The sequence below is a fragment of the Gallibacterium genomosp. 2 genome, from assembly GCF_000771895.1.
Classification (GTDB): Bacteria; Pseudomonadota; Gammaproteobacteria; order Enterobacterales; family Pasteurellaceae; genus Gallibacterium.
The window spans coordinates 1-18,995 of sequence record NZ_JPXY01000033.1; the positions used below are offsets into that span (position 1 = coordinate 1).

At 39.1% G+C, this 18,995-nt stretch carries 18 protein-coding genes; 5 read left to right on the forward strand and 13 right to left on the reverse strand.

Going from position 1 to position 18,995, the window contains the following annotated elements; genetic code table 11:
• Positions 1-11: 11 nt before the first annotated feature.
• The 12 genes from nanA to pepN form a co-directional block, all read right to left on the reverse strand.
• Positions 12-893 (reverse strand): N-acetylneuraminate lyase, encoded by an 882-nt coding sequence (gene nanA / locus P375_RS07245; protein ID WP_039135793.1) that lies wholly within the window; start codon positions 891-893, stop codon positions 12-14.
• Between the two features lie 23 nt (positions 894-916).
• Entirely contained in the window at positions 917-1,783 is an 867-nt protein-coding gene (locus P375_RS07250) for a MurR/RpiR family transcriptional regulator (protein WP_039090359.1), read from the reverse strand.
• Between the two features lie 16 nt (positions 1,784-1,799).
• Complete coding sequence (nanQ, locus tag P375_RS07255) at positions 1,800-2,267, reverse strand: N-acetylneuraminate anomerase (RefSeq protein WP_039135794.1); 468 nt, start codon at positions 2,265-2,267, stop codon at positions 1,800-1,802.
• A 9-nt stretch (positions 2,268-2,276) separates the two neighbouring features.
• Positions 2,277-3,161, reverse strand: coding sequence for an N-acetylmannosamine kinase (locus P375_RS07260; RefSeq protein ID WP_039135795.1), 885 nt, complete (start codon positions 3,159-3,161; stop codon positions 2,277-2,279).
• A gap of 10 nt (positions 3,162-3,171) precedes the next feature.
• Positions 3,172-3,858 (reverse strand): N-acetylmannosamine-6-phosphate 2-epimerase, encoded by a 687-nt coding sequence (locus P375_RS07265; RefSeq protein ID WP_039135796.1) that lies wholly within the window; start codon positions 3,856-3,858, stop codon positions 3,172-3,174.
• 211 nt (positions 3,859-4,069) lie between these two features.
• Positions 4,070-5,041, reverse strand: coding sequence for an HTH-type transcriptional regulator CysB (gene cysB / locus P375_RS07270; RefSeq protein ID WP_039135797.1), 972 nt, complete (start codon positions 5,039-5,041; stop codon positions 4,070-4,072).
• 21 nt (positions 5,042-5,062) lie between these two features.
• Positions 5,063-5,956 carry a 23S rRNA pseudouridine(2605) synthase RluB gene (gene rluB, locus P375_RS07275; protein ID WP_039135798.1) on the reverse strand — a complete coding sequence of 298 codons (894 nt, stop codon included), beginning with the start codon at positions 5,954-5,956 and terminating at the stop codon, positions 5,063-5,065.
• 34 nt (positions 5,957-5,990) lie between these two features.
• Positions 5,991-6,614 (reverse strand): L-threonylcarbamoyladenylate synthase, encoded by a 624-nt coding sequence (locus tag P375_RS07280; protein ID WP_013747022.1) that lies wholly within the window; start codon positions 6,612-6,614, stop codon positions 5,991-5,993.
• Between the two features lie 77 nt (positions 6,615-6,691).
• Positions 6,692-7,531, reverse strand: a complete 840-nt coding sequence (locus tag P375_RS07285; RefSeq protein WP_039135799.1) for a PHP domain-containing protein — start codon at positions 7,529-7,531, stop codon at positions 6,692-6,694.
• A 16-nt stretch (positions 7,532-7,547) separates the two neighbouring features.
• Complete coding sequence (locus P375_RS07290; RefSeq protein ID WP_039135800.1) at positions 7,548-8,093, reverse strand: cell division protein ZapC domain-containing protein; 546 nt, start codon at positions 8,091-8,093, stop codon at positions 7,548-7,550.
• A 102-nt stretch (positions 8,094-8,195) separates the two neighbouring features.
• Complete coding sequence (gene pyrD / locus P375_RS07295; RefSeq protein WP_039135801.1) at positions 8,196-9,212, reverse strand: quinone-dependent dihydroorotate dehydrogenase; 1,017 nt, start codon at positions 9,210-9,212, stop codon at positions 8,196-8,198.
• Positions 9,213-9,285: 73 nt separating this feature from the next.
• A complete protein-coding gene (pepN, locus tag P375_RS07300) occupies positions 9,286-11,898 on the reverse strand; it encodes an aminopeptidase N (RefSeq protein ID WP_039135802.1) in 2,613 nt (870 codons plus the stop codon).
• A gap of 205 nt (positions 11,899-12,103) precedes the next feature.
• Between pepN and purE the strand changes: the two genes are divergently transcribed.
• The 3 genes from purE to P375_RS07315 all read left to right on the forward strand — a co-directional run bounded on the left by purE (position 12,104) and on the right by P375_RS07315 (position 14,983).
• Entirely contained in the window at positions 12,104-12,604 is a 501-nt protein-coding gene (gene purE, locus P375_RS07305; RefSeq protein WP_039135803.1) for a 5-(carboxyamino)imidazole ribonucleotide mutase, read from the forward strand.
• Positions 12,605-12,606: 2 nt separating this feature from the next.
• The gene (purK, locus tag P375_RS07310; RefSeq protein ID WP_039135804.1) at positions 12,607-13,695 is read left to right on the forward strand and encodes a 5-(carboxyamino)imidazole ribonucleotide synthase; all 1,089 of its coding nucleotides are present in this window, start codon (positions 12,607-12,609) and stop codon (positions 13,693-13,695) included.
• A 97-nt stretch (positions 13,696-13,792) separates the two neighbouring features.
• On the forward strand, positions 13,793-14,983 hold the full coding sequence (locus tag P375_RS07315) for an amino acid aminotransferase (protein ID WP_039135805.1): 1,191 nt from the start codon (positions 13,793-13,795) through the stop codon (positions 14,981-14,983).
• Between the two features lie 80 nt (positions 14,984-15,063).
• Here the strand turns inward: P375_RS07315 and P375_RS07320 are convergent, their stop codons facing one another.
• Positions 15,064-15,504: a YcgN family cysteine cluster protein gene (locus P375_RS07320; protein WP_039135806.1), complete on the reverse strand. Its 441-nt coding sequence runs from the start codon at positions 15,502-15,504 to the stop codon at positions 15,064-15,066.
• A 195-nt stretch (positions 15,505-15,699) separates the two neighbouring features.
• Between P375_RS07320 and ppc the strand changes: the two genes are divergently transcribed.
• Together ppc and P375_RS07330 are read left to right on the forward strand one after the other, a co-directional pair.
• A complete protein-coding gene (gene ppc, locus P375_RS07325; protein ID WP_039135807.1) occupies positions 15,700-18,336 on the forward strand; it encodes a phosphoenolpyruvate carboxylase in 2,637 nt (878 codons plus the stop codon).
• A 108-nt stretch (positions 18,337-18,444) separates the two neighbouring features.
• The gene (locus P375_RS07330; RefSeq protein ID WP_039135808.1) at positions 18,445-18,993 is read left to right on the forward strand and encodes a PadR family transcriptional regulator; all 549 of its coding nucleotides are present in this window, start codon (positions 18,445-18,447) and stop codon (positions 18,991-18,993) included.
• Positions 18,994-18,995: the final 2 nt, after the last annotated feature.

The window sequence follows — 18,995 nt, forward strand, 5'->3', positions numbered from 1 at the left end:
CCTATATGCCATTAAGCAAGATATTTTTCTTTTAGCTCTTTCGCAAATGCGATTTTTTCCGGAGTTAATTCTTTGGTCATCGGTTCACGGCAATAACCGGCATCCACGCCGTCCAATTTCAACAACTCTTTAATGGTGAGATAAAGTCCATTAGATAAAATGCCTTCGATCAAGTCGTTGGTAACGTGTTGAATTTGACGAGCTTCTTCGATCTTACCTTGTTGAGCCAATTCAAAAATTTGTCTTGCACGCACACCATTGACATTGAAGGTACTACCGATTGCACCGTCCACGCCTAATACTGCCGCTGAAAGCATCATTTCATCAAAACCAGCCCAGATAAGGTGGTTCGGATAAGCTTTACGAACGCGTTCCAATAAATAAAAATCACCAGCTGTGAATTTTACACCGATAATTTTAGGATTTTTATAAAGTTCACCAAACTGTTCCACGCCGATATTCACGCCGGTTAAGAACGGAATCGAGTAAACAATCATATTATTACCAGTTTCAGCCACAATGGTGTCGTAATAGTTTTTGATTTCAGCAAAACTAAATTTGTAATAGAAAGGTGTTACCGCAGAAAGCGAATCGTAACCCAATTCAGTTGCATATTTACCTAATTCAACCGCTTCTTGTAAATTAACGCTACCAACTTGTGCGATTAATGCTACCTCATCTTTCGCTTCATCTTTGGCGATGCGGAAAATCTCTTTTTTCTCAGCTGTTGAAAGCATAAAGTTTTCGCCGGTGCTGCCACCAACATATAAACCGTTCACTTTCATTTTATCAATGTTGTAACGGATAATTTCTCGCAAACCTTTTTCGTTGATTGAGCCGTCCACATTAAAAGAAACTAATAATGCACTGAAGATACCTTTTAAATTTTTCATAAAATTTTCCTTTATTAACAGAGTTATTTAATTCGTTGTTCCAAAATAACATTAATGGTTTTCTGTTTCGCTTTAATCGCTTTTTGTTCTTCTTTACGCACCAATAATGCATAAATCAAATCCATTACAAATAATTGCGCAATTTTTGTGCCAATTGAATCTCCTTGCATTTGTCCCTGGCGATTACCGTTAATCAAGACATAATCTGCCTCTTCAGTAATTGGAGAACGTAAATTGTGCGTTAAAGCTACCGTTTTTGCACCAGCTTTCTTAGCGATGCGTAATGAGCGGATAATCTCTTCTGAATAACCGGAGTGACTAATACCTATTACAACATCTCCTGCTTTCATAAGAGATGCTTGCATGTACATAAAATGGTTATTCGTGGTTGCATCCACCTGCAATCCGATACGCATTAATTTATGTTTTACATCTTCAGCGGTAATGCCTGATGAACCGACACCGAACAAAAAAATACGTTTGGCTTTATGAAGCTCATTAACCACTTGATCCAACTGATCAAAATCAAGCAAATTGATGGTTTCCCCTACTACGTTTACTAATGCAGTTTGTAATTTTTTGGCAATTTCAAATGCATTATCCTCTTCCGATACTTCTGTATCCAACAAGGTTTGGTTCTGTTTTTCTTGTGTTGCCAATTCAATGGCAAGCTCTAATTTGAAATCGGTATAACCTTTAAACCCGAGTGTGCGACAAAATCGAATAAAAGTTGCTTCACCCACATTGAGTTGTTCTGAAACCTCCGACAAGGAGGACTGGCTTAATAAGTTAGGTGAAGCCAAAATCGCTGCTGCAATTCGCTTTTCCGTTTTAGTTAAACTGGTTTGCAATGCACCAATCGTATCAAGAATTTTTCCGCTTTCAGACATAATAACTCTCTTTACTTTAAAGCAAGGTAACTGGAATTTTTACCACCAATTTTTTCAAATGTTGCACTTTACCTTCGACATTACAGCCCGGTTTATGTGGTTCATAAGGAAGAAAAATTGCAAACATTTTCGGACGCAACACAATTTCACTTTTAGCGTCAATATCCGGTGTTAATTGGTAATCATCTTTTTCATCATATTCGCTATAAAGTGATAAATCAGGATAAACAGGGCTACATTGAATTGCCTCTTTACCGCTAATTAAAACTTGAATATCTAAATATTGACGATGAATTTCCGCTTGTTTACTGCTAGCATCGGTAGTATCAAACTCCATTACATTCATATAAATTTGATCGGTAATATGATGTTTACCCAATTCCAAACCTGCTAAATCAAGTGTCTGCAAATGATCCAAAGCCTCTGCAATCACTTTTGGCAAACTCAATTTATATTCCGCTTTTGTTAAATCTCCAATAAACATATCTGTTCCTTATTTTAATGTTGTTAAATTCTGCTCAACCCACCACGCTGCACCGATCAAACCGGCATCCTGTCCGTGAAATGCCTGTTCAACCGCACATTGATAAAATTTAGGTTGTTGTTGTAAATAGTTTTTCACCAGTGGTAAATAACCCTCTGCCAAGCCGACACTACCACCGATAACTACTTTTTGAATATCTAGCCCAATGACTAAATCAGCGATCAAATTAGCAATAGTTTTCGCTGATCGATGTACTACAGCTGTGGCTTTCTCATCTTGTTGACGAAAACGTTCAAACACCTCTTTGGGTGAGCAAGGGCGTTCCCAAACGCTTGTAGCTGCTTCAATTGCTCGTCCGGAAGCAATTGCCTCCACGCAACCTTGTCTGCCACAACCACAAATCGGTCCATTCGGGTCAGCCAATGTATGACCAATATGACCAGCTATACCATTCGGTTCCGTTAATAAATGTCGTTGTAAAATAATGCCACCACCAACGCCGGTAGAAACGGTAATAAAGACAAAATTTTCCACTTGATCAGCATTCTGTTCTTTATATTCGGCACAAGCCGCCGCCTGTACATCATTTAATAAACCGATCGGTTTATCGGTATGACGCGCAATGCTCTCTTTTAATGGAAACTCTGCCAATCCGCCTAAATTTTTCGGATTTAATGCCGTTAAGATGCCATTATTAATAATGCCGGTGGAAGCAACCGCCACGCAGTCAAATTGCCCTTGATACTGCTGTACAATCTCCGCCAAGACCTTATGCATCTCATCAACCACATTTTGTGTCGGTGTTGCGATTTGACGGCGACAAGTTACCGTCCCATTATTAACCAACGCTGTTGCAATTTTGGTGCCACCGATATCTAACGCTAAAACTTGCATAGGTTTCTCCCTATTTTGCTGATTTGACTGCATCCGCAAACCAGCTGACAATATGTTCCAAACGAGTCAATGCTGATCCGACCGTAACTGAATGCGCGCCGATTTCAATCGCTTTTTTCGCCAATTCAGGTGTGTTGTAACGCCCTTCCGCCATCACGCGGCAACCGGCTTTTGTCAGATCAATCACTAATTGATAATCCGGCTCTGACGGCACGGCACCACCGGTATAACCGGACATTGTGCTACCAATCAAATCAACACCTAATTTTTGGCAGAATATCCCCTCATCAAAAGTAGAGCAATCTGCCATTGAAAGTTTGCCCAATGCTTTAATTCTTTTCACAGTTTCTTCAATCGTTGTCGGGCGAGTACGAAAGGTGCCGTCAAAAGCGATGATATCTGCTCCTGCTGCTGCAAGTTCTTCAATATCGTCTAAAAATGGCGTAATCCGCACCGGACTGTCTGGCAAATCGCGTTTAACAATGCCAATAATTGGTACATTGACGGTTGGTCTTGTTGCTTTTAAATTATCAATCCCCTCAATACGTAAACCAGCGGCACCGCCAATCACTGAAGCCTGCGCCATTGCAGCGACAATTTCAGGATGATCCATTGGACCATCATCGACCGGTTGACAAGAAGCAATTAAACCGTGCTTAATTGCTGCCAAAATTTCTTGTTGATTTAAATTTGACATATAAACTCCAGTAATTTTATTAAAATAGAAGTTAGACTTCATAATGGGTGTAATTTACTCTTATGTCATCTTAAGAACAAGCAAAATAATTTTTTTTTGAGATCAAGATCTCACTTTTTTGCAAAAATGGAGGGATTTTACAATCAAATGGAGGAGAAAATTAAAAAATTATGCAGAGTAAAATTCTCTGCATAATTTGCTGCTATAAGATTTAAAGATATTCCAACTCAACGTCATCAAACATTTTGCGAATCATATCATTATCACGAATCTGTTCAGCAGTTTCCACTTGGGAGCGTGTTAGATGTGGTGCAAAAATATTAATAAAGTCATAAGTATAACGGCGTAAAAATGAGCCTTTTTTGAATGCAATTTGCGTCATACTGGCTTTGAAAAGATGGCTGGCATCAATTGCAACCAAATCGCTATCCTGATCGCTATAAGCCATCGATGCCATAATGCCAACACCCAAACCAAGACGTACATAGGTTTTGATCACGTCTGCGTCTGTTGCTGTAAAAACAGTATTTGGCAAAATACCCTCACGATTAAAGGCATAATCAAGATCGGAACGCCCAGTAAAACCGAAGATATAGGTAACGAGCGGATATTTCCCCAACTCTTCTATGGTTAAATGTTCAACTTCCACTAATGGATGGTCTTTCTTTACAATCACAGAACGATTCCACATATAACAAGGCAACAAAATCGCATCTTCAAATAGATATTGCGCTTCAGTAATAATCGCCAAATCAATTTCACCTGAAAGCAACAACTCATAAATTTGTTGCGGTGAACCTTGATGAATATGCAAACTCACATCCGGATAACGTTTGACAAACTTTTTCACCACCTCCGGCAATTTATAGCGCGCTTGCGTATTGGTGGTGGCGATACGCAAAGTACCGACATCCGGACGTTTATGCTCATCGGCAATCGCTTTAATGCTCTGCTCTTTCACCAATAATTCACGAGCAATCGCAATAATTTTTTCTCCGGTCGGCGTTAAACTCTGAATATGTTTACCGTTACGCTCAAAAATTGGCAATCCCAGCTCATCTTCTAACAATTTAACCTGTTTACTAATACCGGGTTGGGAAGTATAAAGTGACTTTGCCGCATCAGTAATGTTTAAATTATTATTTGCAATTTCAACAATATAACGTAATTGCTGTAACTTCATTCTTCCTCCCTTAATACTGCTTTAACGTGTTTGATAACGTTTTTTAAGTGAATGTTGTTTAACCGCTTTACGAATTTGGTTTGATTTGAATGAACGTGAATTTTTAGTATCCACTTTGCTTTCCGTTTCGAGCGGTAAATCAACTAATTGACGCAAATAGTTCACTTTTTCTAACGGTAATTCAATCCAACCGCCACGCGGCAAACCTTTCATCAAATCAATGTTGCCGTAACGGGTACGAATTAATCGGCTCACCTGAATACCTTGCGACTCCCATAAACGGCGCACTTCACGATTCCGCCCTTCCGTTAAGGTTACAGAAAACCATTGATTCATTCCTTGCCCACCTTGTGCGGAAATCTTTTTAAAACTTGCCGGACCGTCTTCCAACTGCACACCTTTACGCAGTTTTGCCAACATTTGCTCTGTCACGTGACCAAATACACGCACTGAATATTCACGTTCAACTTCTTTGCTCGGATGCATTAAACGATTAGCCAATTCGCCATCGGTAGTAAACAATAATAAGCCTGAAGTATTAATATCCAAACGTCCAACCGACACCCAACGAGCATTGCTGATTTGTGGCAAACGCTCAAAAACGGTCGCACGCCCTTCCGGATCGTGACGAGTACAAAGTTCTCCTTCCGGTTTGTAATACATCAACACGCGACAAATATCTTTGCGCGCAGCAATTAATGAAACCAGCTCACCATCGACACGAATTTTGGTATAGTTTTTCACTTCGACACGATCGCCTAGTGAGGCAATTTTACCGTTCACACTCACACGCCCGGCGGCAATAATCGTTTCCACCTCACGGCGCGATCCGACTCCGGCACGAGCCAATACTTTTTGTAATTTTTCACCGACAATTTTGCCTGTGTTTTTTTTCTCATCTTGCTTGAGTTGCATAAATCTCCTTGTCGTCTTCACAGACGTCTAATGATTAAATAAAAGGTTCAATGCTGCCGCTGCCTTCTCTTAAAATCACCGGCGGCTCAACTGTTAAATCAACTACTGTGGTCGGATCTTGTCCAAGATAACCGCCGTGAATAATTAAATCCACTTGATTTTCCAACAAATTACGAATTTCTTCCGGATCGGATAAGGTGAAATACTCCTCGCCCGGCAGCATCAATGAACAGGAAAGAATCGGCTCACCTAATGTTTTCAATAATGCCAACGCAATATTATTATCCGGCACACGAATACCAATCGTCTTACGTTTGGATGTCATTAAACGTCTTGGTAACTCTTTAGTTGCCGTTAAAATAAAGGTATAACGTCCCGGCGTATTATTTTTGATCAAACGATAAATGGTATTGGTCACCAATGAATAATTGGATAACTCCGACAGATCACTGCACACCAAAGTAAAATTATGCCCTTCCGGCAATTTACGAATGCGAATAATGCGATCCATTGCGTGTTTATCACCGAGCATACAACCTAACGCATAGCCGGAATCCGTTGGATAAACGATGACACCGCCGTCACGCAAAATATCGACAGCCTGATTGATCAAACGTTGTTGAGGATTGTCCGGATGGATATAGAAAAACTGGCTCATAACACTCTCCTGTATTGTGACAACAAAAACGGCTTATTATATAACGCATTCAATCTTAAAATCACAAAAGATTTACACTATCGTTGCCAAACCGTTTTAACATTTTCAGGAATAGTTAAGTTTTTGCCTAATTCAATCCAACCGCACGGATAATGAAAGTCTGAACCGACAGAAGCAGACAGTGATAACTTGTCCAACCACTGAATTAACATTTTTTGCTGATTGTGATCAACACCACCGGCAATTTCGACCGCATCACCGCCCCACTGTTGGAAATCCTCAATCAGCGTGCGGATTTTATTATTCGTCATCTGATAACGCATCGGATGTGCCACCACCGCAATACCGCCGGCTTGATGGATAACCTCTATCGCGGTCGGAATATCACACCAATTTGCTTTGACATAGCAAGGTTTTCCTTGTGAAAGATAACGCTTAAAGGCTTGTCCTTCATTGCTTACCATACCGATATTGACTAAATAACGTGCATAATGCGCTCGTGTTACTTCACCACTGGTCAAAGCCTGCGCTTCGGCAAAAGCATTTTCCAATCCAAATTTTTTAAACCTTTCGCCAATTTCCACCGCTCTGGCATAGCGCAACTGCGCTTGTCGCTGTAACAACTCCGTCATTGCCGGATCTGTCTCATCAAAATCAAGTCCGACAATATGAATGGTTTTGCCTTGCCACACGGTCGAAATTTCAACGCCGCTGATTAAGGTAATCTGTTGCTGTTGAGCTGCCGTTTTTGCTTCGGCAATGCCGTCCACCGTATCGTGATCGGTCAATGCCAACACTTCAACGCCTTGTTCTTTGGCGCGTGAAATGAGTGCTGTCGGCGACAATACGCCATCTGAAGCATTGCTGTGGGAATGAAGATCAATTTTTGTTGCAGAAATTTGTGATAACTTTTGCATTATGCTCTTAATTTAATTATGCGTACTGTTGGAATATTGCTTGCGGTGCGGAAACTTCAATCATCAGCGATTCAAGTCGATTAATATTAATCCGGAAAACATCACCGAACTGAAGTTGAGAATGCGGTAATTTTATCTGTTCATCTAAAACAATCACGCTGGCAATATTTTCTTCAATATCGGCAACTAACAAGGTTGCCCACATCTGACTTTGCGAAATCAGACATTTTGCCAAACCAATGTCTGTCGGCATTTGAGATTGTTCAAGTAAACTAAAAAACCAATTTTGTTGCTGTTTAGGTAATAAAAAATGGCGACAGGCAACGGCACTATAAGCTAATTGATGACAAATATCTTCCGATAATTGCAATGGCGCTAGAACATCAATAAAGCGATTGACCAAATCAAAGTCATCCACTTCAAAGCTAGTGCTTCCCATTCCATCTCTATTCAACACCTCTTTATTCAGCGTTGTTTCAATAATCGTATAATTAGGCAGTATCGCAGTGAGACGATCACGTTCACTGTCATAGCTCCATTTACACTTATTATTGAATGCCATAGAAATAACTTACCTAAAAATAAAATAATAATGCTGTTGATTATATGATAAAAAAAGAGAAAAGTGCGATTTAAATAACACTTTTCTCTAAAATTTCTTTTATTATGCAATATTTTTTACTAATTCCTGCACCAATTTTGGTCCGTGATAAATTAAACCGGAATAAATTTGCAATAATTCTGCACCTGCCGCTATTTTTTGCTGTGCATTTTCCACACTATCAATACCGCCACTGCCAATAATTGGAATATCACCTTTTAATTCTTGATATAAACGCGCAATAATTTTTGTGCTTAAATCTTGTAACGGTTTACCGCTTAATCCGCCCTGTTGATCGGCATTTGCTAAACCGACGACCGTATCTCTTGATAAAGTAGTATTGGTCGCAATCACGCCATCAAATTGATGTCGGCGCAAACTGTCTGCAATCGCTACCAACTCTTCTTCTGTTAAATCTGGTGCAATTTTTAAAGCTATCGGAACATATTTATTTTGTTGTGCTGCTAATATTTTTTGTTTCTGTTTTAATGCGCCTAATAAATCTTCCAATAACTCGCCATATTGTAATTGACGCAATCCCGGAGAGTTCGGTGATGAAATATTGACAGTAATATAATCAGCATATGGATATACTTTTTCTAAACAGAGCAAATAATCATCTCGTCCTTTTTCTACAGGTGTAAAAGTATTTTTACCAATATTAATTCCCAATACGCCGTCATAGCGAGATCTCTTAATATTTTCGATTACCTTATCCACGCCATCGTTATTAAAACCGTTTCGATTAATTATTCCTTCTGCAGAAATTAAACGAAATTGTCGAGGTTTTGCATTACCGGGTTGAGGTAATGGCGTTACCGTTCCCACCTCAATAAAACCAAAACCTAATGTGCCGAAACCGTCAATTGCTTCAGCGTTTTTATCTGCACCTGCTGCTAATCCAATCGGATTTTTAAAAGTAATTCCCATACATTGTTTTGGTGTTCCTGTAACTTGAAAATATTTCTCAAGCAAACATTTTGCCGGACTGCGACCGACCATCCCCAATAAATGAATTGTTAATTCGTGGGCTTTTTCCGCATCTAATGAAAATAGGGCTTTGCGGATTATTTGATACATACTCGTACACCTCGCTGGATAGTTAACTGTAATATTTTAATAGAAAAAGAGAGGCTAGTGCCTCTCTTTTAGTTTATTGTAATGCCTTGTCTATTTTCTCAAATAAATCACGAGAAAGATTTTCTACTTCTCTCAAACGTTCCAAACCGCGCTTCATCAAGGTTTGTCGCTGATTGTCATATCGTGACAAACGAATTAATGGTTCAATTAAACGTGCTGCCACCTGTGGATTTGAACTATTTAAACGAATCAAAACATCAACTAAGAAACGATAGCCTGAACCATCAATTGCGTGGAATGCACTTGGATTTTGTGAACAAAAACTACCTACTAATGCACGTAACCGATTCGGATTATTAAAATTAAAACTTGGATGTTTCATCAAATTCTGCACAATTTCTAACACATCCTCATCCGGACGAGTTGCCTGCAACGCAAACCATTTATCCATCACTAATCCATCGTGTTGCCATTTTTGCTCAAAATCTGTCAATAACTCATCACGGCAAGCTAGTTGTGCTTGAGTTGACATAGATAATGCCGCCAAAGTATCAGTCATATTATTAGTGTGGGTATAATGTTTATACACTAACGTATTACCTAATTCGGTAAAGGCTAAATAACTTAAACAGACATTATTGAAGCTACGTAAAGCGATACTCTTCTGATCAATATGATATTCATCTTGCTGTGTAAAGTTATATAAACGCAATAGTTGATCTTTCAAGGTAGAAGCAATCTCTTTCTGCATAAAACTATGCACTGCACGAATACCTGATGGATCAATGGTTTTGAATAACTCTGCAAACTCAGTTTCTTTCGGCAATGCCAAAATTAATGCTGTCAATTCAATATCTTGATTATAATTATCCAGCAAATAGTGCAGTGCCTGAATAAATTCCTCCGAAAGTTGCATTGTTTCATTTTGTTGATAATGCTGTAAATTTTGGCGTAATTCATTAGCCAATAACATCTGGCTAGCATCCCAACGAATAAAACCGTTTTCCGCAAATTTCATTAAGGTAATCAACTGTTGTTTACTATAAGGAAATTCTAATTTGACCGGCGCAGAAAATTCGTTTAATAATGCTGGAACCGGTTTTTTGTATACTGGTGAAAATTCAAAAGTCTGTTCATATTGTGTAATATTCAGCACATCGGAACTTAATTCAACACCTTGCACTTTCAATGGCCACACTTGTCCTGCTTCGTCATACAGGGAAACACGAACTGGAATATGTAGATTGACTTTATCCATTTGATCCAAAGTTGGCGGAGTCATTTGATTGATATGCAGGCGATAGGTCAAAGTATTGGTATCATATTCATCTGTTATGTTTAATTCCGGCGTACCAGATTGACTATACCAACGACGGAATTGAGTTAAATCGACCCCAGAAGCACGTTCCATTGCAGAAACAAAATCCTCACAAGTTGCTGCTGTTCCATCATTTTCTGCAATATACAATTTCATTCCTGCTTGGAATTTTTCTTCTCCTAGAAGCGTATGAATCATACGAATTACTTCCGCCCCTTTTTCATAAACAGTAACAGTATAAAAATTGTTCATTTCAATTACTTTTTCCGGACGAATCGGATGTGCCATCGGACTGGCATCTTCAGCAAATTGCACTGCACGTAGGAATTTGACATTATTAATGCGATTTACAGTACGAGAACCGGTATCGGATGAAAACTCTTGATCACGGAAAACGGTCAAGCCCTCTTTTAAACTAAGTTGGAACCAATCACGACAAGTAACACGGTTACCTGTCCAGTTATGGAAATATTCGTGGGCAATCACTCTTTCAACATCAAGATAATCATTGTCGGTTGCAGTTTGTGGGTTCGCCAATACAAATTTAGAGTTAAAGATATTTAAACCTTTATTCTCCATTGCGCCCATATTGAAGAAATCAACAGCGACAATCATATAAATATCAAGATCGTATTCGAGATCAAAGCGATCTTCATCCCATTTCATTGCTTTCTTCAAACTGACCATTGCCCAATCAGCACGATTTAAATTACCTTTATCAACATAAAGTTCCAATGCCACTTCGCGTCCGCTACGTGTGGTGAAAGTATCACGCAATACATCGAAATCACCTGCCACCAATGCAAAAAGATAGCTTGGTTTCGGGAAAGGATCTTGCCATTCTACCCAATGAAAACCATTATCCAAATCCCCTTGACGAACACGGTTACCATTAGAAAGTAATATTGGATATTGAGTTTTATCAGCGATAATACGTGTGCTGTAACGTGCCAACACATCAGGACGATCCAACATATAAGTAATTTGACGGAAACCTTCCGCTTCGCATTGTGTACAAAGAGCTTCTCCGGATTGATACAACCCCTGTAACGATGTATTTTTCGCTGGAGAAATTAAGGTAACAATCTCTAATTCAAATTTGTCACGTACAATCGTTTCTAAATCTAAAATCAAACCATCATTTACTTTTTCATATTGAGAAAATGGTTCATCGTTCAGTTTGATTGAAACTAAATCTAAGCTTTGTCCATCAAGATGTAATTTGGTCGCTTCTGGATTTAATTTATGCACCAAGCTCTTTGCCGTGACTTTAGTTTGTTGTGCATCGAGTTGAAATTCAAGAAAAATATCACTAATTGTGTAATCAGGCTTTTTATAATCTTTCCGATATTTAGCTTTTGGTAACATAAATCTTCCATCCATAAAAACATAAAAAAACGTGTGCTAGGATAAAGTTTTATTCCTCAAGTTGCAATCTGATTTCAAGGATTTTCAATGGTTTCTTCCTATCGTCGCTATCTTTGATTTTAATTCAAATAAGATTGTCATATTTCACTGCTTATCAATAAATGCTATCCTTATACCCTCAAATTCACTACTAGGAAATTATGTTATGCCTCAAACTGAAATTGCGATTGTAATGGGTTCCAAAAGTGACTGGAATACAATGCAAGAAGCCGCCAATATTCTCGATCAATTACAAATTCCTTATCACGTTGAAATCGTTTCTGCTCATCGTACCCCCGATAAATTATTCCAATTTGCTGAAACTGCTGCTGAAAATGGCTATAAAGTTATTATTGCTGGAGCTGGCGGTGCGGCGCATTTGCCTGGAATGTTAGCAGCTAAAACTCTTGTTCCTGTACTTGGCGTGCCAGTAAAAAGCTCAATGTTGAGTGGTGTAGATAGTTTATATTCTATTGTACAGATGCCAAAAGGCATTCCGGTCGGCACATTAGCTATTGGCCCAGCCGGTGCAGCAAACGCCGGTTTGCTTGCAGCACAAATTCTTGCCGTTTTTAATGCTGATTTAAGCAATCGTTTACGTCAATTTCGCCAACAACAAACCGATGATGTATTAAATCATCCCGATCCACGAGTTATAGATCAATAATTATGCAAAAAAGTTCTCTTTATCCAACAATTTACGTTTTAGGTAATGGACAATTAGGTCGAATGTTACGTTATGCCGGTGCGCCTTTAGATATTAATGTTGTACCTCTTGCATTCCAACAAGCTCTGTTTGAATTGGAGCAACAAGCGTTGATAACAGCCGAAATTGAACGTTGGGAGCAAACACCATTAACCGAACAGCTTTCTTCTCACCCAAATTTCATTAATAAAAATATTTTTGCTTATCTTGCAGATCGCCTTACCCAGAAACAATTGCTTGATCAGCTTGAACTTGCTACTTCTCCTTGGCTACATTTAACGGCACAAACCTCGTGGCAACAGGTTTGGCAAAGTATTGGTGAAAAAGTGGTAGTGAAACGTCGTACCGGAGGTTATGATGGTCGAGGTCAATGGATTGTTGATCAACATAACACTGATGTTATTACGAAAGAATTATTCGATCAAACTATCGCTGAAGCTTTTATCCCTTTTGATAGCGAAGTTTCTTTGGTTGGAGCTAGATTCGCCGATGGTCGTACCTATTTTTATCCAATAACACAAAATTTACAGCAACAAGGTATTCTACGTTACAGTGTAATATCATCAACCAAGCTGCACCCGATGCAGACTGAAGCGGAATATATGCTCGGTAAAATTATGCAACATCTGGATTATGTTGGCGTAATGGCGATGGAATGTTTTGTTGTCGGTGATAAATTGTTGATCAATGAACTCGCGCCACGTGTCCACAATAGCGGACACTGGACACAGTTAGGAGCAAATATTAGTCAATTTGAATTACATCTACGTGCATTATTGAATTTACCAACTCCGCCATTAGTCGTAAGAATGCCAACCGTGATGGTCAATATTATCGGCACTGAACATCACAAAGAGTGGTTGGCATTGCCTTATTCTCAACTACACTGGTATGGAAAAGAGGTGAGGGCCGGCAGAAAATTGGGTCATATCAATATTGCACACCCTGATAATATGCAGCTGATAAAGATTTTAAACCAACTTGAACCGTTACTGCCGGATGATTACCAATCCGGTTTAGCTTGGGCAAAACAGCAATTACGAATTGCATAAAATGAAATTAAATCGCTAGAAACACTTGTCAAAGTCAACGCTTTAACGGTATAACTAGCACACTGTTAACGCAACAATTATGTAGAAGGAAAATCTGATGTTTGAACATATTGAAGCCGCTCCGGCCGATCCAATTCTTGGTTTAGGTGAAGCATTTAAAGCTGATTCACGTAGTAATAAAGTCAATCTTGGTATTGGTGTTTATAAAGATGCTAACGGACAAACTCCTATCATCAAAGCGGTAAAAGAGGCTGAAAAACGCCTACTTGCTAACGAAAATACCAAAAATTATCTCGGCATTGACGGTTTAGCTGATTTTAATCGCCAAACGCAAATTTTATTATTTGGTGCTGATCACGATATTGTAAAAAATAAACGTGCTAAAACAGCACAAAGCCTTGGCGGTACTGGTGCATTACGCATTGCAGCTGAATTTATTAAACGTCAAACTTCTGCAAAAAATGTCTGGATCAGTGCGCCAACCTGGCCAAACCATAACGCCATTTTTAAAGCGGTCGGAATGAATATCTGTGATTATCGCTATTATGATAAAGTTACTCACGGCTTGGATTGGGAAGGAATGATTGCTGATTTAGAAAATGCACAAGCAGGTGATGTAGTATTATTCCACGGTTGTTGCCACAACCCGACCGGTATCGATCCTACACCGGAACAATGGGCAACATTAGCAAAAATGTCGGCTGAAAAAGGCTGGTTGCCGTTATTCGATTTTGCTTATCAAGGATTTGCTAACGGTTTGGAAGAAGATGCGGTCGGCTTACGCACTTTTGCCGCAAACCATCAAGAATTGTTAGTAGCCAGTTCTTATTCCAAAAACTTCGGTTTATACAACGAACGTGTCGGCGCATTCACACTTGTTGCTGCTAATGAAGAAATTGCTACTAAAGCATTTAGCCAAATTAAAGTTATCATTCGTACACTTTATTCTAACCCATCATCTCACGGTGCGAGCGCAGTTGCGACCGTTTTAAATGATGAACAACTAAAAGCGGAATGGATTGCTGAATTGGATGAAATGCGTGGCAGAATCAAAGCAATGCGTCAAAAATTTGTGGAATTGCTGGCTAAACACGGTGCAAAACAGAATTTCGATTTTATTATTCAACAAAACGGGATGTTCTCTTTTAGTGGATTAAGCCCTGAACAGGTTGATCGCTTAAAAGAAGAATTTGCCATTTATGCTGTTCGTTCCGGTCGTATCAATGTCGCTGGCATCACCGAACAAAATATCGACTATTTATGTGAAAGTATTGTGAAAGTACTTTAATCACTGATTAGATCAAGTCGCTCCTCATCGAGCGACTTTTTTATGACATAGCAGCATATAAAATTTACAATTCAACCGAGTCAAAACTCATCCACCACAAACTCAAACCAATCAATCACATCCTGTTCGTGAATGCCGTTTGTGATCATCACTTTGGCTTTATGCATTTCAGATTGATTCCCCACTAACAGCGGATGCCATTCCGGTAAAGGTTTGCCCTCATACAGTAATCGATAAGCACAGGTTTTCGGCAACCACGTGAAATCAGGTAAATTTTTCTTGGTTAATTTAGTACAGTCCGGCATCAATTTAAAACGTTGGCTATAATTTTGACAGCGCCCAGTTTCTAAATCCAACAAATCACAAGCAATACGGGTAAAATAGAACCGTTGCCGTTTACCTCTTCCTTCAATAAACTTTCGATAACAGCATTTACCACAACCATCACATAACGCTTCCCATTCTTCGTCACTCATTTCCAATAAACTTTTTTGTTGCCAAAACTGTTCACTTAGTGCCATTTTTCAACCACTCCGTTTTTATCTTAATCTCCACTAAAATTGCAATTTTTATAAAATTATGTCTAAAAAAAGAAACCATTTATTAAAAATAATCTAACAAATAAATTTTTTTATTAAATAAATTAATTATCGTTTAACCTTATTCTCCTTTTTTTGTTATATCTACAACGATGGAAAGTGAAATGAGGTACAACAATGATCGAACAATATTCCGCAATGCGCAACAATATCAATATGCTTGGACATCTACTTGGTGAAACTATCAGCGATGCTCAAGGAAATGATATTCTTCAACTTATTGAAAAAATAAGAATTTTATCAAAAAGTTCTCGTTCCGGCGATGAACAGGCACGCCAACAGCTGTTACAAACATTAGAAAATATCTCACCTGATAATATCATTCCGGTGGCTCGTGCTTTCAGTCAATTTTTAAACCTCACGAATATTGCCGAACAATACCAAACTATTTCTCGTCACCATACTGATGAGGTAATGTCGGAACGTTCTATCGCCGCCTTGCTTGACCGTTTAAAACAGGATAGCAGCATTTCAAAACAGCAGATAATTGAAGCCATTCAACAACTGTTGGTTGAACTAGTATTAACCGCACATCCGACCGAAGTCACTCGCCGTTCTTTAGTGCATAAATATGTCGAAATCAATAACTGTCTGCGTAAATTGGAAAATGCCGATTTAACCGCTCTTGAACGCCAACAAATTGAACGCCGTCTATTGCAATTAATCGCTCAGGCTTGGCACACCAATGAAATTCGTACGCAACGCCCTACTCCATTTGAAGAAGCTAAATGGGGATTTGCCGTTATTGAAAATAGCTTATGGTCTGCTGTGCCACAATTTTTGCGTCAATTAAATCAGAATTTGGAACAACATCTACAATTTCAATTACCTGTTGATTTAGCCCCTGTTCGTTTCTCCTCTTGGATGGGTGGCGACCGTGACGGCAATCCATTTGTTACAGCTGAAGTTACGCAAAAAGTTTTATATTTGGCTCGTTGGAAAGCGGCAGAACTATTCCTCACTGATATTCAGCAGCTTTCTGATGAACTCTCTATGATTGAATGCTCTCCTGAATTTATACAAAAATATGGTGATCACGAGGAACCATACCGAACAGTAGTAAAAGATCTTCGTGTTCGTCTTAACAACACCCTAAATTATTTTGATGATAAATTGGCTAACCGTACACCAACAATTCATCTGGAACAGATTATTACTACTGATGAACAATTATGGCAGCCACTATACGACTGCTATCAATCACTATGTGCTTGCGGAATGCGGATTATTGCTAACGGCTTATTACTTGACTGCTTACGCCGTATTCGTTGTTTTGGTGTTACTCTCTCTCGTTTGGATATTCGTCAAGAAAGTTCTCGCCACGAACAAGCTATTGCTGAAATTACTCGATACATCGGTCTAGGCGACTATTCACAATGGAGTGAAGATGATAAACAGGCATTCCTGATTCGTGAATTAAGTTCTCGCCGCCCATTAATTCCACAAGATTGGCATCCTTCGGCAGAAACAAAAGAAATTTTAGATACCTGCAAAATTGTGGCACAACAACCACACGGTATTATTTCTTGCTACATTATTTCAATGGCACGCACAGCTTCTGATGTATTGGCTGTTCACCTTCTGCTAAAAGAAGCTGGCATTAAACGTGCATTGCCGGTAGTACCACTATTTGAAACTTTGGATGATTTGGATAATGCTGAAACTGTAATGCAGCAATTATTTGATATTGGCTGGTATCGGGGCATTATAAATAATAAACAGATGATTATGATCGGCTATTCCGATTCTGCCAAAGATGCCGGAATGATGGCTGCTTCTTGGGCGCAATATCGCGCTCAAGAAGCATTGGTCAATCTTTGTGAAGATCGCGGTATCGAGTTAACACTGTTCCACGGACGTGGCGGTACTATCGGTCGTGGTGGAGCTCCAGCTCACGCTGCGCTGCTCTCTCAACCACCTAAATCTTTAAAAAATGGTTTACGCGTAACCGAACAAGGTGAAATGATTCGTTTCAAATTGGGGTTGCCGGAAGTGGCTGTACAAAGCTTAGATCTTTATGCTAGTGCTGTTTTAGAAGCCAATCTATTACCACCACCAAACCCAAAACAGGGTTGGCGTGAAATTATGAATGAACTTTCCGACACTTCTTGTAAAATTTATAGACAAGTGGTTCGTAGTAATGCCAACTTTGTACCCTATTTCCGTGCAGCAACACCAGAACAAGAACTTTCAAGATTACCTCTTGGTTCTCGTCCCGCAAAAAGAAACCCAACCGGTGGTGTCGAAAGTTTACGAGCTATTCCTTGGATTTTTGCTTGGATGCAAAATCGCTTAATGCTACCAGCGTGGCTTGGCGTAGGTGCATCATTACGCACGTTATTTGAACAAGGTAAAAGAGAAACCATTGAAGAGATGTGTAAGTCCTGGCCATTTTTTTCTACTCGTATCGGAATGGTCGAAATGGTATTCAGTAAAACCGACTTATGGTTAGCTGAATATTATGATCAACGCTTAGTACCGGAAAATCTGTGGTACTTAGGAGAATCATTACGTGAACAACTGAAAGCTGATCTTCAAACCTTGCTTTCACTTTCACACGAAGACCGTTTAATGGCGGATCTACCGTGGATTGCTGAATCGATTAAATTGCGCAATATTTATACCGATCCTCTCAATCTGTTGCAGGTGGAATTATTGCATCGATTACGTAGTGGTGAAAATAACCACGCTTTAGAACAAGCTTTGATGATTACCATTACCGGTATTGCTGCCGGAATGCGTAATACAGGATAATTTTAGCAAAACAAATAAAACGGTGGTGAATTTTACTACCGTTTTTTAACTATATAAATCTGCCTAAATTCAGTAAAATATCGCCATTCTTATTTATCCTAAACAGTTATGGCGTTATCTCATACAATACTTTCAATTTTGGCACATCAAGCTGCCACCGGTTATGATATCAGTAAAAAATTTTCACAAACTTATGGATTAATCTGGCAAGCAACTCATCAGCAGGTATATCGAGAATTAAATTTATTAGAAAAACAGGGGTTAATCTCTTTTTCATTGCATTTCCAACAAGGGAAACCTGATCGCAAAGAGTATCAATTAACCGATCAGGGTGAACAACAGCTGAAAAAATGGCTATTGGAAAGCACGCTAACAAACGGAATTTTACGAGATGAGTTTATCTCTCGCATTTTGGCAGCATTGAAATGTCATCCGCAAATGGCATTCAGCGCAGTAAAAAAACGACAGCTTGCTCATCAGCAAAATATCCAAAATATGCAAAAATTGATGCAGGAATTAGAACTGCTTGAGGAAAAAACACTTTATGATACGTTAATGATTCTGTTGCTAAAGCGTAGCATTCGCCAAGAATATGTCAATCTACAATGGTTGGAACAGGATCTATTGCCTATGCTACAGTTGTTGCAACAGAAATAATA

What these genes read in the sequence shown, in the direction of transcription:
- purK (WP_039135804.1), top strand. Translation starts at nt 12,607, where the DNA reads ATGCAAAAAAGTTCTCTTTATCCAACAATTTACGTTTTAGGTAATGGA.
- P375_RS07320 (WP_039135806.1), bottom strand. Translation starts at nt 15,504, where the DNA reads ATGGCACTAAGTGAACAGTTTTGGCAACAAAAAAGTTTATTGGAAATG.
- P375_RS07330 (WP_039135808.1), top strand. Translation starts at nt 18,445, where the DNA reads ATGGCGTTATCTCATACAATACTTTCAATTTTGGCACATCAAGCTGCC.
- pepN (WP_039135802.1), bottom strand. Translation starts at nt 11,898, where the DNA reads ATGTTACCAAAAGCTAAATATCGGAAAGATTATAAAAAGCCTGATTAC.
- ppc (WP_039135807.1), top strand. Translation starts at nt 15,700, where the DNA reads ATGATCGAACAATATTCCGCAATGCGCAACAATATCAATATGCTTGGA.
- purE (WP_039135803.1), top strand. Translation starts at nt 12,104, where the DNA reads ATGCCTCAAACTGAAATTGCGATTGTAATGGGTTCCAAAAGTGACTGG.
- P375_RS07290 (WP_039135800.1), bottom strand. Translation starts at nt 8,093, where the DNA reads ATGGCATTCAATAATAAGTGTAAATGGAGCTATGACAGTGAACGTGAT.
- pyrD (WP_039135801.1), bottom strand. Translation starts at nt 9,212, where the DNA reads ATGTATCAAATAATCCGCAAAGCCCTATTTTCATTAGATGCGGAAAAA.
- P375_RS07315 (WP_039135805.1), top strand. Translation starts at nt 13,793, where the DNA reads ATGTTTGAACATATTGAAGCCGCTCCGGCCGATCCAATTCTTGGTTTA.
- nanA (WP_039135793.1), bottom strand. Translation starts at nt 893, where the DNA reads ATGAAAAATTTAAAAGGTATCTTCAGTGCATTATTAGTTTCTTTTAAT.
- P375_RS07280 (WP_013747022.1), bottom strand. Translation starts at nt 6,614, where the DNA reads ATGAGCCAGTTTTTCTATATCCATCCGGACAATCCTCAACAACGTTTG.
- cysB (WP_039135797.1), bottom strand. Translation starts at nt 5,041, where the DNA reads ATGAAGTTACAGCAATTACGTTATATTGTTGAAATTGCAAATAATAAT.
- rluB (WP_039135798.1), bottom strand. Translation starts at nt 5,956, where the DNA reads ATGCAACTCAAGCAAGATGAGAAAAAAAACACAGGCAAAATTGTCGGT.
- P375_RS07265 (WP_039135796.1), bottom strand. Translation starts at nt 3,858, where the DNA reads ATGTCAAATTTAAATCAACAAGAAATTTTGGCAGCAATTAAGCACGGT.
- P375_RS07260 (WP_039135795.1), bottom strand. Translation starts at nt 3,161, where the DNA reads ATGCAAGTTTTAGCGTTAGATATCGGTGGCACCAAAATTGCAACAGCG.
- P375_RS07250 (WP_039090359.1), bottom strand. Translation starts at nt 1,783, where the DNA reads ATGTCTGAAAGCGGAAAAATTCTTGATACGATTGGTGCATTGCAAACC.
- nanQ (WP_039135794.1), bottom strand. Translation starts at nt 2,267, where the DNA reads ATGTTTATTGGAGATTTAACAAAAGCGGAATATAAATTGAGTTTGCCA.
- P375_RS07285 (WP_039135799.1), bottom strand. Translation starts at nt 7,531, where the DNA reads ATGCAAAAGTTATCACAAATTTCTGCAACAAAAATTGATCTTCATTCC.